Genomic DNA, 13267 nt, shown 5'->3' on the forward strand with positions numbered 1-13267 from the left:
ACGGGAGATACTTCCATGGCAGCAGCTAGCAACGTACCGGCGACGATCCCGGCGCTCGGCGGCGAGCAGAGCCTGAACCGTTATCTGGCCGAGATCAAAAAGTTTCCGATCCTGGCGCCGGAGCAGGAATATATGCTCGCCAAGCGCTTCCAAGAGCATGGCGACACGGAGGCCGCGGCGCAGCTCGTGACGTCGCACCTGCGCCTCGTCGCGAAGATCGCGATGGGCTATCGCGGCTACGGCCTGCCCACGTCCGAGCTCATCTCGGAGGGCAATATCGGCCTGATGCAGGGCGTGAAGAAGTTCGAGCCCGACCGCGGCTTCCGCCTGGCGACCTACGCCATGTGGTGGATCAGGGCGTCGATCCAGGAGTACATCCTGCGATCCTGGTCGCTGGTGAAGATGGGCACCACGGCCGCGCAGAAGAAGCTGTTCTTCAACCTTAGACGCATGAAATCCAAGCTCGACGCGTTCGAGGATGGCGACCTCAAGCCGGAGGACGTCACCAAGATCGCCACCGACCTGGGCGTGACCGAGCAGGACGTCGTCTCCATGAACCGTCGTATGGCGATGGGCGGCGATACGTCGCTCAACGTCTCCATGCGCGAGGACGGCGAGGGTCAATGGCAGGACTGGTTGGCCGATGACGCGCCGTTGCAGGATCAGACGGTCGCCGAGGCGCAGGAGGCGGACGTCCGCCACGCGATGCTGATGGACGCGATGGGCGACCTGAACGACCGCGAGCGGCACATCTTAACCGAGCGCCGCCTGACGGATGACCCGAAGACGCTTGAGGAGCTTTCGCAGGTTTACGGCGTCAGCCGCGAGCGCGTGCGGCAGATCGAGGTTCGCGCCTTCGAGAAGCTGCAAAAGGCGATGATGCGGCTCGCGGGAGAGAAGCGGCTGCTCGCAGCCGCGTAGCGGTGCCGCAGGCGCCCGCGAGCCCGGCCGGCGTAGCGCGAGCTACGACCGACGACGCGGCTTCGCCGCGACGCTGCCTCGGATGAACGGCTCGACCGTCGTCATCGGTGGCGGTGCGGCCGGGATCGCGGCGGCGCGGACGCTGCACGTCGCTGGATGCGATGTGCTGCTCGTCGAGGCGTCGGACCGGCTCGGCGGGCGGGCTCGGAGCCTGCCGCTTCCCGAACTGGGCGCGACTGTCGATCTCGGGTGCGGGTGGCTGCACTCGGGCGGGCGGAACCCGTGGGTCGGGATTGCGGAAGCATCCGACTTCACCGTCGACCGCTCGCCGGCGAATTGGGACCAGCAGTGGCGCGATCTCGACTTTTCGCCCGAAGAACGCGAGGCGTTCGGCACGGCCTGGGACTATTTTGAGCGGGCGGCGCTCGACGCGCGGGACGGGCCCGACCGACCGCTGTCCGACTTCCTCGCTGAGGACGAGCCTTGGCGACCGCTGATCGACGCCATCTCCGGCTATGTGAACGGGGCGCCCCTCGCCCGCGTCTCGCTCCACGACTGGGCGGCGTACGAGGAGGCTGCAACCGAGGATAACTGGACGGTGCGAGAGAGCTATGGGACGCTCGTCGCTTCCCATGCCGCGGGCGTGCCCACAAGGCTGAACACGCCTGTCACCCGCATCGACCATTGCAGCCGCGCGCTCCGGCTCGACACGCCCGCCGGCACGATCGAAGCCGACCGCGTGATCGTCGCCGTGCCGACGCCTGTGCTGGCGAGCGGCGCGCTCGCGTTCGATCCGCCGTTGCCGGACAAGCAGCAGGCCGCCGACGACCTGCCGCTCGGGCTGGCGGACAAGGTGTTCCTGGCCGTAGACAGGGCCGAGTGGTCCGCGAACCAGCACCTGATCGGGAACCCGCACAGCGCCTGCACCGCGAGCCATCGCCTGTCGCCGTTTGGCTGGCCGGTGATCGAGAGCTTCTTCGGCGGCGACTGCGCGGAGGCACTGGAGGGCGGCGACGCGGCGGCGTTCGCAATCGACGAGCTGGTCGCGCTGCTCGGGAGCGGGTGGCGCGACCGCCTGCGGCCGATCGCGACGACGCGATGGCGGCGAGAGCCGTTCATCCGGGGCAGCTACAGCCACGCGCGCGTCGGCTGCGCTACGTCGCGAGCGACGCTTGCCGAGCCGGTCGACGATCGCATCTTCTTCGCAGGTGAAGCATGTTCCACCCAGGACTTCTCGACGGCGCACGGGGCGTACGCGACGGGCGTCGCGGCGGCGCGTGCGATCCTGGCGGGATCGCGTTAGAGCGCGGCCATGTTCCGGTTCTTCCGCATCCTGTTCAAGGCCGTGATCGGGTTCGTGCTGATCTCCGTGCTCTGGGTCCTAATCTACCGCTTCGTGCCCGTGCCGTTCACCGCGACGATGGCGGGCGACCTGTTCGCCGGGCGGGGCGTGACCAAGGACTGGACTTCGCTCGACCGGATCGACCCCGACATGGCGCGCGCCGCCATCGCGGGCGAAGACTCGCGCTTCTGCACCCACGACGGCTTCGACTTCCGCGCGATCGCCGGGGCGGCGGCGAGCAACATGAAGGGCGGGCGCATCCGTGGCGGGTCGACGATCAGCCAGCAGACGGCGAAGAATGCGTTCCTGTGGCAGGGCGGTGGCTATTTCCGGAAGGCGCTGGAGGCATGGTTCACGGTGTTGATCGAGCTCATCTGGGACAAGCGACGCATCATGGAGGTGTACCTCAATGTCGCCGAGACCGGGATCGGCACCTACGGGGCGGAGGCCGGGGCGCAGCGTTACTTCGGGCACTCGGCCAAGCAGCTGTCGCCGACCGAGGCGGGGCGGATCGCGGCGGTGCTGCCGCTGCCGAAGAAGCGAGAGGCTGTTTCGCCTAGCGGGTTCACGCGGCGGCACGGGAACCGGCTCGCGCGGCAGGTGGCCGTGGTGCGGCGCGAGGGGTTGGATCGGTGCTTGTACGACTAGCCCCTCTCCCGCTTTCGCGGGAGAGGGACAGCGGCGCAGCCGCAGGGTGAGGGCCTGAGCAGGGCGCATCCCGATGAACAGGCCCTCACCCGACCTCGCTGCGCTCGGCCACCCTCTCCCGCGAAAGCAGGAGAGGGGTAAGAAGTTAAAAAGGAAGCTTAAATCCCGGCGGGAGCGGGATGCCTGCGGACATCTTACTCATCTCCTCGCCCGACGCGGCGTCCGCCTTGGCGCGGGCGTCGTTGAAGGCGGCGGCGACCAGGTCCTCCAGCATCTGCTTCTCGGACGGCTGGAGCAGCGACGGGTCGATGTCGACGGCGATGATGCGGCCCTTGGCGGATGCCCGGACCTTCACCATACCGCCACCGGACTGGCCCTCGACCTCGATCTTATCAAGGTTCGCTTGCGCTTCCTGGAGTTGGGCCTGGACGTTCTGCGCCATGGCCATGATCTCGTCCAAGTTCTTCACTGTGCTACTCCGTTCTTCCAGTCGATCAGCTCGGCGTCGGGGAACGCGTCGAACGCGGCCTTGACGAGAGGACTATCGAGCACCGCCCGGCGTTCCGCTTCCATCTCTGACTTCTCTTGTTCACGCAACGTTGGCTGCCCGGAAGTATCCTCGAGTGCAACGCGCCAGTTCTGACCAGTCGCACCGCGCAGCGCCTCGGAAAGAACACGTGTAAAGTCCGCGGGGAGCGGGCGCGTGCTCGACAGCACGAGTTCAGGCGGCGCATACCGAATTACGCTTCCAGAAATTTTCAACCGTTCCGCAAGCGCATGTTGCTTCTCGTTTTCCAGCAGCGCGACGAGGCCGGCGAACTCGGCGGGCGCGGTCGGCTGGGGCGCCGCGGCGGGCTCCGAAGGTGACGACTTTGACGAGCTTGACGCGGAGTGAGACTGAATCGCTGTCCCACCTTCGCCCGCCATCCGCCGCGCGAGCTCGCCCGGATCGGGGAGCGTCGAGGCGTGGACGACGCGGAGCAGCGCCATCTCCGCCGCCTCGATCGGCAGGGATGCGCGCGCGACCTCCTCATGACCTTTCAGCATCAATTGCCAGAGGCGGTGGAGCGCGGGGAAGGACAGCTTGGCCGCCCAGTCGGCGTATGCCGCGCGTTCCTCGTCGGGCTGCGCCAGGTCGGGCGCGGTGCCGACTTTGACGAGCGTGACGCCGTGCACCGTCTCGAGCAACGAGCGGAACACGCCGAGCGGGTCGACGCCGTAATCATACTGCCGCCTGAGCGCCTGAAGCGCCCCCGCCCCGTCGCCGGCGAGCAGCAGCGCGAACAGGTCGCGCACCGCGCCGCGGTCGGATAGGCCCAGCATCTGCCGCACGGCGTCGGCGGAGACACCCCCGCCCTCCAGGTCGGCGTGCGCGATCGCCTGGTCGAGGATCGACAGGCCGTCGCGCGCCGAGCCCTCGGCGGCGCGGGCGACCAGCATCAGCGCCTCGGGCTCGGCGGAGACGCCCTCCTTGCGGCAGACCTCGGCGAAGTGCTCGGCCAGCAGCTCTGCCGGGATGCGGCGCAGGTCGAAGCGCTGGCAGCGCGACAGGACGGTGATCGGGACCTTGTTCACCTCGGTCGTGGCGAACAGAAATTTCACGTGCGCGGGCGGCTCCTCCAGCGTCTTCAGGAGCGCGTTGAACGCGTTCTTGGAGAGCATGTGGACTTCGTCCACGATGTAGATCTTGTAGCGCGCGGAGACGGCGGCGTAGCGCGACGCCTCGATGATCTCGCGGACGTCGTCGACGCCGGTGTGCGACGCGGCGTCCATCTCGATCACGTCGATGTGGCGGCCTTCCGCGATGGCGCGGCAGGGCTCGCAAAGCCCGCACGGGTCGATCGTCGGGCCGCCCTGCCCGTCCGGGCCGATGCAGTTCAGCGCCTTGGCGATGAGGCGGGCGGTCGAGGTCTTGCCGACGCCGCGGACGCCGGTCATCAAAAAGGCGTGGGCGAGCCGACCGCGCTTGATAGCGTTGCCGAGCGTGCGGACCATCGCATCCTGGCCGATCAGCTCCGAGAAGGTCTGCGGCCGGTATTTACGCGCGAGGACGCGGTAAGCCGCGGTCTGGGGCTGCGGGGGTTCGTCGAGGCCGAGCGAGGTGGCCATCAGGTGTGAAGGCGATTCGAGTGGGGCACGGGGGGACTCTGGCGGATGCGAGGGCGGTAGGACAGGGGTTTGTTGGAGGCGAGCCTACTTGTGCACGCCCCCACCCGTCACCCCGGACTTGTTCTGGAGTACATCGTCGGACGCGCACACCGGCGGGATCGTACGCACGACGATGGATGCCGGAACAAGTCCGGCATGACGAAGGAGGAAAATGGAAGGGGTAAGCAGCGCCGCGGCGAAGCCGCGTCGTCGGACGGGTCGGCTGGGCGACCCGCCGGCCGCGCTTGCGCGTCTCGTGGCCAGCTTTGCTGGCCGCGTGCGCGCTGCGCGGTGGAAGCCGGAACGACCCGTGGCGGAATCGTTACGGCTGCTTCCTTCCGGATCTGACCGGGTTGGCGACGACCACGTCCGCCCGACTTCCGCCGCCGCATATGGCGGGACCGCGCCCGAAAGGCAAGCTCAGGGCACCCGCACCGTCAGCCCGTCCAGCGCGGGCGTGAGCCTGATTTGGCACGCCAGCCGGCTCGTCCGCGTCGCGTTGTAGGCGAGGTCGAGCAGCTCCTCCTCCTCCTCGCCCGCAGGCGGCAGGCGGTCGAAGTCGGCCGCATCGACGACCACGTGGCACGTCGCGCAGGCCATGTCGCCGTCGCACGTGCCCTCGAGCGGCTGCCCCGCGGCCTGCGCCACGTCGAGCAGGCGCACGCCTTCGACGCCTCCCGCCTCCTGCACCGAGCCGTCGGCACCCACGAACCGCACGTGGATCATGCCGCGATCCGCTGGCCCGCCGCGGCGGCGTTGATGCGGTCGATCGCGTCCAGCAGTTCCTCCTCCGTCGTGTAGCGGCCGAAGCCGAGGCGGATGCTGTTCCGCGCCTCCGCGTCCGACAGGCCGATTGCGCGGAGCACGTGACTAGGGCGGCCGGAGCCGCTGGCGCAGGCGGAGCCGGCCGAGAAGCTGACGTCGCGCAGCTCGGACATGAGCCGCGCCACGTCGAGCCCTGGGCGGCGCACGTTGAGGTTGCCCTTGTACCGCCGCTCGACCGAGCCGTTGACCGTCCAGTCCGGCCCGAGCCGTTCGAGCGCGGCCGCGAACAGGCGCTCGACATGGGCGCGGTCTTCGTTAGCCCGCTCGCGCATCAACCTCGCCGCCGCGCCGAAGCCGGCGCAGAGCGCGGGGCTGAGCGTGCCGGATCGGCCCGGGTCCTCCTGCCCGCCGCCGTGGAGCAGTGACGCCAGTCGGACGCCGTCGCGGATCCAGAGCGCGCCGACGCCCTTGGGCCCGTGCACCTTGTGCGCGGAGACGGCGACCAGGTCGACATTATGCGGGATGGGCACGCGGCCGTAGCCCTGGACGGCGTCGCACAGGAACAGTGCGCCGGCCGCGTGCGCGAGGTCCGCCAATTCGGTGATCGGCTGGATGACGCCGATCTCATTATTGCCCAGCAGCGCCGCGACGAGCCCCGTGCCGGGCCGGATCGCCTCCACCGCGACGTTCAGGTCGACGAGCCCGTCCGGCCGCACCGGCAGCACCGTCACCGGCCGCCCCGTCGCGGCGACCGTGTCGAGCGTCGCCGCGTGCTCGGTCGCTAGCGTGACGATTGGGCCGGCCGTGCCCTTGATCGCCCAATTGAGCGACTCGGTAGCACCACTGGTGAAGGCGAGCTTGCCGCCCGCCGGGAGCAGCGCCGTGACTTGGCCGCGCGCGACCTCCACGGCGGCGCGGGCGCGGCGGCCTTCGCGGTGCGGCGAGTGCGGGTTGGCGTGCTGGTCGCGGAGCCAGGGCAGCATGGCGTCGAACGCTTCGGGCGCGAGCGGCGTGGTCGCCTGATAGTCGAGATAGGTCACGCGGCGAAGTTCCCGAGAACGCTTCGAGTCTCACGCGCGATGCGGCGCCAGGCGATGATGAACGCCTCGATCTCTTCCTCGCTCGTGTCACGGCCGAAGCTGACGCGCACGACCTCGCGACCGGCCTTCTCCGTCCAGCCCAGAGCGGCCAGCACGTGGCTCGGCTTCATGCTCCCGCTGGCGCAGGCACTGCCCGCCGAGACCGCGAAGCCCGCTAGGTCGAAGCGGATGAGCTGCGCCGCCGACGCGGTGCCCGGCATGCGGTACGCGCCGACCGCGGGGTGGCGGGGCGAACCGTCGCCGACCACCTGCCCGTCCGACCGGCGCACCGCGTCGTCCAGTCGCTCGCGAAGGGCCGTCCAGCGCTCGATCGGCTCGGGAAGCTTAAGCGCGGCGGCGTAGCCGGCGGCGGCGGGCGCGTTCTCCGTGCCGGCGCGGTAGCCGAACTCCTGACCGCCCGTCGGCGCGAGCGCGCCCAGGTCACGGACCAGCAGCGCGCCGACGCCCGGCGGGCCGCCGCGCTTGTGGGCGCAGACGGCGACGAAGTCGGCGTGCGCCATGACGTCTGGGTCCGCGCCCGCGGGCATCTGCGCCGCGTCGACGAGCAGCAGGTGTCTGGCCGCGTGTACGCGATCGGCGATGGCGGCGATCGGCTGGCGCACGCCCGTCTCGCTGTTCGCCCACTGCGCGGCGACGAGCGCCCGGCCGGGCTGGGCGAGGAACGCGTCGAGCGCTTGAGTCGAGAGCAGGCCGTCGGCCCCGACGGGCAGCACCTCGGCGTCGTCCGCGGCGCGGAACACGGCGTCGTGCTCGACGGCGTTGATCGCGCGCCGCTCGACCTGCGCGCGGCCGAGCGCGATCGCCAGCGCCTCGCTCGCGCCGCTCGTCAGCAGCACGGAGCCGGTCCAGCCGTACGCCGACGCGATCGCGGCGCGCGTGTCCTCCAGCTCGCGCCTCGCCGCCCTGCCCTCGCCATGCGGGGAGCTGGGGTTCGCCCAGCGCGCCATCGCCTCGGCGGTCGCGCGTACCGCTTCGGGACGGACGGGGGTGGTCGCGGCGTGGTCTAGGTAGATGCGGTCCGGCAACACAGGTTCCAATCACACGGGCTGCGCCTATATAGCGCGCCATTCTCGGGGGTTCACCCCGACCGTCCCGTTGCAGGAAACAACATGCCCGAAGTCATCTTCCCCGGCCCCGAGGGCCGACTCGAAGGGCGTTTCGCCCCCGCCGCCCGCCCGCGCGCGCCCGTCGCGATGATCCTGCACCCGCACCCGCAGTCCGGCGGCACGATGAACAACCATATCGTGCAGGCGCTCTACAAGACGTTCCAGCGCCGCGGCTTCGCGACGTTGCGCTTCAACTTCCGCGGCGTGGGCAAGAGCCAGGGCGTGTTCGACAACGGCGTGGGCGAGCTCTCGGACGCGGCCTCCGCGCTCGACTGGGTGCAGAGCTTCCATCCGGAGGCGTCGACGACCTGGGTCGCGGGCGTCAGCTTCGGCGCGTGGATCGGCATGCAGCTGCTGATGCGCCGTCCCGAGGTGCGCGGCTTCATCTCGGTCGCGCCGCCGGCCAACATGTACGACTTCACCTTCCTCGCCCCTTGCCCCGCGTCGGGCATTCTGATCGCGGGCGAGAACGACGAGGTCGCGACGCCGCCGGCGATTCAGAAGCTCGTCGACAAGTTACGGACGCAGAAGCACATCACGATTCATCACGACACGATTCCGAAGGCGAACCACTTCTTCGAGAACGAGATGCCGGAGCTGATGGAAAGCGTGGATAAGTATCTGGATATGCGGCTGGATCCGAAGTCGCCGATCAAGTGAGCCGCGAGGGCGAGCCCTGGTTCCGCTACTATGTCGGCCGGGGTTACTTCCGCGCCTGGCCGGTCAGGTGGCAAGGCTGGGCCGCGCTCGCTGCTCTGATCGTTCTACCGCTTCTGCCGATGCCGATCGTGCGGGAGCTGATGCTCACTAATCCGGCGTTGGGCGTCGCGGCGCTGTTGCTTGCGATCGCGGCACCGTGGGCCGTGCTCGTGCCGCTGGTCCGGCGCAAGGGCGAGCGCGTGGACGGCTAGAGCGTCCAGATAAGGACGTTCGTCAGCAGCACCGCCGCCATCACCAGCATCAGCGCGCCCTTCTTCACGTCGCGCCGTTTCACGACGAGGTAGCCGCCGCCCGCCAGGCACGCGAAGAAGCCGAGCATCGCGACGCCCGGCGCGGCGCTGGCGATCGTACCGAGCGGCCCGTTCACCCGGCCAGCACCCGCGCATAGGCGTCGAGGTCGACGTTCCCGCCCGACAGCACCACCAGCAGCCCCGGCTCCGGCCGCACCTTGCCCGCGAGCAGCGCCGCGAGCGCGACCGCGCCGCCGGGCTCGATCACGAGCCGCAGGCGCTCCGCCGCCCAGCGTTGCGCGGCCGCCGTCTCCGCCTCCGACACGGCGACGCCCTGCGCGTCGCGGCGGGAGAGGACGTCGAACGTCAGCGGCGACACTTCCAGCGTCTGGAGCGAGTCGCAGGCGGTCGCGGGCGGGTTCGCACCGACGGGCTCGATCCAGCTCGCCTCCAGGCTGCGGCGCATGTCGTCCCAGCCCTCCGGCTCGACCACCGTCACGCGTGCGTCGGGCAGCGCCAGCGCGATCCCCGCCGCTAGTCCGCCGCCGCCGCACGGCACCACGACGTGGGCGGGCGCGGGCAAGCCTATGCGCTCCATCTGCCAAGCCGCCTCCACGCCCGCCGAGCCCTGGCCCTCGATGATCCAGGGATCGTCGAAGCTCGGCACCAAAGTCGCGCCCCTCGCCTCCGCCAGGCGGGCGGCGATCTGCTCGCGGCTTTCCGTCTTGCGGTCGTAGCCGACGACCTCCGCGCCCAACGCCATGGTCGCGTCGCGTTTCACCTTGGGCGCGTCGTGCGGCATCACGATCGTGGCGGCGATGCCGAGTCGCTTGGCCGCCCAGGCCACCCCCTGCGCGTGATTGCCGGATGAAAAGGCCACCACGCCCCGCCGCCGCGCGTCGCCGTCGAGCGCCGTCAAACGGTGCCACGCGCCGCGTACCTTGAAGGCACCCATGGGCTGCAGCGACTCGGCCTTAAAAGCGACCGTCATGCCCTTGAAGTCGGCCGTGAAAAGCGGCGCGGGCGGCAGCGTTTTCGCGAGCTTGTCTGCCGCGTCGCGGACCCCGGCCCGGGTAGGCTGTCGCACAAACGTCACAATCTGTCTCCGACCGGCACAAGGGTCTTTACATGGGGGGTCCCCCCTCATAAATCGCGCCTCCGCTGCCCCATGGGACTTCCAACCGCAAGGCAGCTTTTTCTGTCGTCGCCTACGGGCATTGGAGGTCCCTTGAGTTGCACAAGCATCATAGCGCGCTGGGGTTAGCGACCACCCTTTCGACCGGTATCACCGGATACGAAATCGCTAAGCAACGCCCGGTCCAAGCGGTCACGCTCGTTCGTCCGCACGCCGCCGCTCGCGCGGCCCGCTTCTTCACGGAGAAGTTTCCGGGCCGTACAATGTATGCGGTAAAGGCCAATCCGTCGCCCGACCTGCTCCGCGTCCTGTGGGATGCGGGCGTGACGCACTACGACGTCGCCTCGATCGGCGAGGTGCGGCTGCTCAGCCGTACCCTGCCGGGCGCGACGCTGTGCCTCATGCACCCGGTCAAGGCGGAGGAGGTCATCCGCGAGGCGTATCACGAGCACGGCGTGCGCGTCTTCTCGCTCGACTCGCTCGAGGAGCTGGACAAGATCGTCCGCGCGACCGGCGGGGCCGAGGACCTGACGCTCTGCGTCCGTCTGCAGGTGTCGAGCGACTACTCGAAGCTGTCGCTGGGCGCGAAGTTCGGCGCGTCGGGTGCTGACGTGAAGCCGCTGCTGATGGCGACCCGCCAAGTGGCGGACAGCCTCGGCGTCTGCTTCCATGTCGGCAGCCAGGCGATGACGCCCGACGCCTACGCCTTCGCGATGGACCGCGTGCGCGCGGCGATCGTCGAGGCCGGCGTGGTGGTCGACGTCGTGGACGTGGGCGGCGGCTTCCCGTCGCACTATCCCGGCATGGAGCCGCCGGCGCTGGAGCGCTACTTCGACACGATCCACCGCGCGTTCGAGAACCTGCCGATCTCCTACTCGGCGGAACTCTGGGCGGAGCCGGGCCGTGCGCTCTGCGCCGAGTACAGCTCGGTCGTGGTGCGCGTGGAGAAGCGTCGGGGCAACGAGCTGTACATTAACGACGGCGCGTACGGCGCGCTGTTCGACGCGGCGCATCTGGGCTGGCGCTTTCCCGTCACCCTGCTCCGCGAACCGGACAGCCGGGCGAAAGAGATGGCGTTCTCCTTCTACGGGCCGACCTGCGACGATCTCGACCGCATGGCGGGTCCGTTCCACCTACCGGCCGACGTGCAGGCGGGCGACTATCTCGAGATCGGGATGCTCGGCGCCTACGGATCGGCGATGCGGACCGCGTTCAACGGGTTCGGATCGGACGAGACGGTGGTCGTCGAGGACGAGCCGATGGTGAGCATGTACACCGAGGCCGCGCCCCGGGTGGCCGCGAACGTCGTCAAGCTGTAACGGCGCTCAGCCAAACGACGTCAACCCGGGGCCGCGCTCCGGGGTGACGAAAGAATAGCGGCGGGCGCGCCCGCCTGCATTGGGTTTCCGCGTCCCCAAAACGACGGCGGTTCTTGTGAAGCAAACGGAACTGACATGAACGAGATCAGCAAGATCAACGACACCCGCAAGGCCGAGCTGCTGTCGCGCCAGGTGGAGCATATCGATATCAAGTCCTTCGACGCGCGTCCGATCATCGACGCGATGGACAAGATGAGCTTCACCAGCCGCGACCTCGCGCGCGCGACGGGCATCTACAATCAGATGCTCGCCGACCCCGACTGCTCCATCTTCCTCGTCATCGCGGGCTCGACCTCGGCGGGCGGGTGCATGGACCTGTACGCCGAGCTGGTGCGCAACAACATGGTCGATGGCATCGTCGCGACCGGCGCCACGGTCGTCGACATGGATTTCTTCGAGGGCCTGGGCCACAAGCATTACCAGGCGAACGAGATCCCGGACGACAACGTCCTGCGCTCGCTCTACATCGACCGCATCTACGACACGTATATCGACGAGGAGCAGCTCCAGGACTGCGACTTCACGATCAACGCGATCGCGAACTCGCTGGAGCCTAAGGCGTACTCCTCGCGCGCGTTCATCCGCGAGATGGGCAAGTACCTGGTCGAGCACGGCAAGAAGGAGAACAGCCTCGTCAAGCTCGCCTATGAGCATGACGTGCCGATCTTCTGCCCGGCGTTCGTCGACTCCTCGGCGGGCTTCGGGCTGGTAAAGCACCAGGTCGACGCCATGAAGGCCGGCAAGCCCTACCTCACGATCGACGCGATCGCCGATTTCCGCGAGCTGACGGACATCAAGATCGCGGCGGGCTCGACGGGCCTCTTGATGATCGGCGGCGGCGTGCCGAAGAACTTCATCCAGGACACGGTCGTCTGCGCCGAGATCCTGGGCCATGAGGACGTGGAAGTGCACAAGTACGCCGTGCAGATCACGGTGGCCGACGTGCGCGACGGCGCTTGCTCGTCCTCGACGCTCAAGGAGGCGGCGAGCTGGGGCAAGGTCTCGACCGCGCTCGAGCAGATGGTGTTCGCGGAAGCCGGGTCGGTGATGCCCCTGCTGGCGTCCGACGCGTATCACCGCGGCCTCTGGAAGGATCGCCCGGTACGGCGCTGGGCGAAGCTGTTCGCCTGAGCGGCACGCGGACAGCGAGAGCTGTCCGCGAGGCCGCGAAGGCCGGCCGGCGCGAGCGTCCGCTCGCGTTCGACGTCACGGGATTGACTCCCGTGACGGCCTACGGGCGTGGGATGATCCTACGCCCCCTAGGTCGGGAGGTGTGAATGAGCGTGGCGTTCCGTCGCGAGAGCGACGAGGAGCATCTGGAGCCCAAATTCGAGCTGCCGATCCCGCCCGGCCCGAACTTGGTGACGCCGCGCGGTAAGCAGCTCATCGACGCTAAGGTCGAGGAGCTGGAGGCGGCGGTCGCGGCCGAGGCGGACGAGCCGCGCCGCCAGTCGTTCGAGCGCGACCTGCGCTACTGGCGGACGCGACGCGCGACCGCCGAGCTCGCCGAGCCGCCCGCGCCCGGCGAGGTCGGCATCGGATCGCGCGTGACCTTCCGACAGGGCACGCAGGCCCGCACCATCGAGATCGTCGGGACCGACGAGGCCGACCCGGCGACGGGCCGGATCGGCTTCCAGGCGCCGCTCGCCCGCGTGCTGCTGGGCGCGGTCGAGGGCGAGCGCGTGGACTTCAACGGCGTCGTCGAAGCGCTGGAGATACTTGAGGTAGCATCCGACGAGAAGGCTTGAGATCGGCGTCGCGATGCGCCAGCCT

The 13267-nt window shown here is 69.2% G+C and carries 15 protein-coding genes and 1 other RNA gene; 8 read left to right on the forward strand and 8 right to left on the reverse strand.

Annotated elements, in window-relative coordinates; translation table 11 throughout:
* The first annotated feature begins 15 nt into the window (after positions 1-15).
* From rpoH to mtgA, 3 genes are all read left to right on the forward strand, one after another.
* Positions 16-921 carry an RNA polymerase sigma factor RpoH gene (gene rpoH / locus CKY28_RS02555; protein ID WP_095996744.1) on the forward strand — a complete coding sequence of 302 codons (906 nt, stop codon included), beginning with the start codon at positions 16-18 and terminating at the stop codon, positions 919-921.
* Between the two features lie 82 nt (positions 922-1003).
* Complete coding sequence (locus tag CKY28_RS02560) at positions 1004-2224, forward strand: flavin monoamine oxidase family protein (protein WP_095996745.1); 1221 nt, start codon at positions 1004-1006, stop codon at positions 2222-2224.
* Positions 2225-2233: 9 nt separating this feature from the next.
* Complete coding sequence (gene mtgA / locus CKY28_RS02565; RefSeq protein WP_095996746.1) at positions 2234-2911, forward strand: monofunctional biosynthetic peptidoglycan transglycosylase; 678 nt, start codon at positions 2234-2236, stop codon at positions 2909-2911.
* 145 nt (positions 2912-3056) lie between these two features.
* On the opposite strand, the gene CKY28_RS02570 is transcribed toward mtgA, so the two are convergent.
* From CKY28_RS02570 to CKY28_RS02595, 6 genes are all read right to left on the reverse strand, one after another.
* Positions 3057-3380 carry a YbaB/EbfC family nucleoid-associated protein gene (locus tag CKY28_RS02570; protein WP_095996747.1) on the reverse strand — a complete coding sequence of 108 codons (324 nt, stop codon included), beginning with the start codon at positions 3378-3380 and terminating at the stop codon, positions 3057-3059.
* On the reverse strand, positions 3377-5020 hold the full coding sequence (locus CKY28_RS02575; protein ID WP_095996748.1) for a DNA polymerase III subunit gamma/tau: 1644 nt from the start codon (positions 5018-5020) through the stop codon (positions 3377-3379). The genes CKY28_RS02570 and CKY28_RS02575 overlap by 4 nt, the downstream gene beginning before the upstream one ends.
* 326 nt (positions 5021-5346) lie before the next feature.
* Positions 5347-5444: signal recognition particle sRNA small type (ffs, locus tag CKY28_RS02580), an RNA gene on the reverse strand.
* A gap of 35 nt (positions 5445-5479) precedes the next feature.
* Complete coding sequence (locus CKY28_RS02585) at positions 5480-5785, reverse strand: 2Fe-2S iron-sulfur cluster-binding protein (RefSeq protein WP_095996749.1); 306 nt, start codon at positions 5783-5785, stop codon at positions 5480-5482.
* A complete protein-coding gene (locus CKY28_RS02590) occupies positions 5782-6864 on the reverse strand; it encodes a cysteine desulfurase family protein (protein WP_095996750.1) in 1083 nt (360 codons plus the stop codon). Before CKY28_RS02590 ends, CKY28_RS02585 begins: the two co-directional genes overlap by 4 nt.
* Positions 6861-7949: a cysteine desulfurase family protein gene (locus tag CKY28_RS02595; protein WP_095996909.1), complete on the reverse strand. Its 1089-nt coding sequence runs from the start codon at positions 7947-7949 to the stop codon at positions 6861-6863. Before CKY28_RS02595 ends, CKY28_RS02590 begins: the two co-directional genes overlap by 4 nt.
* A gap of 84 nt (positions 7950-8033) precedes the next feature.
* Here CKY28_RS02595 and CKY28_RS02600 point away from each other — a divergent pair, with 84 nt between their 5' ends.
* Both CKY28_RS02600 and CKY28_RS02605 read left to right on the forward strand, forming a co-directional pair.
* Positions 8034-8690, forward strand: a complete 657-nt coding sequence (locus CKY28_RS02600; protein WP_095996751.1) for an alpha/beta hydrolase — start codon at positions 8034-8036, stop codon at positions 8688-8690.
* On the forward strand, positions 8687-8941 hold the full coding sequence (locus CKY28_RS02605; protein ID WP_095996752.1) for a hypothetical protein: 255 nt from the start codon (positions 8687-8689) through the stop codon (positions 8939-8941). Before CKY28_RS02600 ends, CKY28_RS02605 begins: the two co-directional genes overlap by 4 nt.
* Here the strand turns inward: CKY28_RS02605 and CKY28_RS02610 are convergent.
* Positions 8938-9117, reverse strand: coding sequence for a hypothetical protein (locus CKY28_RS02610; RefSeq protein WP_095996753.1), 180 nt, complete (start codon positions 9115-9117; stop codon positions 8938-8940). The genes CKY28_RS02605 and CKY28_RS02610 overlap by 4 nt on opposite strands.
* The gene (locus CKY28_RS02615) at positions 9114-10076 is read right to left on the reverse strand and encodes a threonine ammonia-lyase (RefSeq protein ID WP_245841513.1); all 963 of its coding nucleotides are present in this window, start codon (positions 10074-10076) and stop codon (positions 9114-9116) included. Before CKY28_RS02615 ends, CKY28_RS02610 begins: the two co-directional genes overlap by 4 nt.
* Before the next feature lie 137 nt (positions 10077-10213).
* Here CKY28_RS02615 and CKY28_RS02620 point away from each other — a divergent pair, with 137 nt between their 5' ends.
* From CKY28_RS02620 to CKY28_RS02630, 3 genes are all read left to right on the forward strand, one after another.
* Positions 10214-11434: a type III PLP-dependent enzyme domain-containing protein gene (locus CKY28_RS02620; RefSeq protein ID WP_095996755.1), complete on the forward strand. Its 1221-nt coding sequence runs from the start codon at positions 10214-10216 to the stop codon at positions 11432-11434.
* Positions 11435-11569: 135 nt separating this feature from the next.
* The gene (locus tag CKY28_RS02625; RefSeq protein ID WP_095996756.1) at positions 11570-12625 is read left to right on the forward strand and encodes a 1,9-bis(guanidino)-5-aza-nonane synthase; all 1056 of its coding nucleotides are present in this window, start codon (positions 11570-11572) and stop codon (positions 12623-12625) included.
* A gap of 146 nt (positions 12626-12771) precedes the next feature.
* Positions 12772-13242, forward strand: coding sequence for a GreA/GreB family elongation factor (locus CKY28_RS02630; protein WP_095996757.1), 471 nt, complete (start codon positions 12772-12774; stop codon positions 13240-13242).
* Positions 13243-13267: the final 25 nt, after the last annotated feature.

The organism is Sphingomonas lenta, assembly GCF_002288825.1.
In the GTDB taxonomy this organism is placed as follows: domain Bacteria; phylum Pseudomonadota; class Alphaproteobacteria; order Sphingomonadales; family Sphingomonadaceae; genus Sphingomonas; species Sphingomonas lenta.

Bases quoted from the DNA above. Each gene is read 5' to 3' on its own strand.
- rpoH (WP_095996744.1), top strand. From the start codon at position 16: ATGGCAGCAGCTAGCAACGTACCGGCGACGATCCCGGCGCTCGGCGGC.
- CKY28_RS02560 (WP_095996745.1), top strand. From the start codon at position 1,004: ATGAACGGCTCGACCGTCGTCATCGGTGGCGGTGCGGCCGGGATCGCG.
- mtgA (WP_095996746.1), top strand. From the start codon at position 2,234: ATGTTCCGGTTCTTCCGCATCCTGTTCAAGGCCGTGATCGGGTTCGTG.
- CKY28_RS02575 (WP_095996748.1), bottom strand. From the start codon at position 5,020: ATGGCCACCTCGCTCGGCCTCGACGAACCCCCGCAGCCCCAGACCGCG.
- CKY28_RS02585 (WP_095996749.1), bottom strand. From the start codon at position 5,785: ATGATCCACGTGCGGTTCGTGGGTGCCGACGGCTCGGTGCAGGAGGCG.
- CKY28_RS02600 (WP_095996751.1), top strand. From the start codon at position 8,034: ATGCCCGAAGTCATCTTCCCCGGCCCCGAGGGCCGACTCGAAGGGCGT.
- CKY28_RS02625 (WP_095996756.1), top strand. From the start codon at position 11,570: ATGAACGAGATCAGCAAGATCAACGACACCCGCAAGGCCGAGCTGCTG.
- CKY28_RS02630 (WP_095996757.1), top strand. From the start codon at position 12,772: ATGAGCGTGGCGTTCCGTCGCGAGAGCGACGAGGAGCATCTGGAGCCC.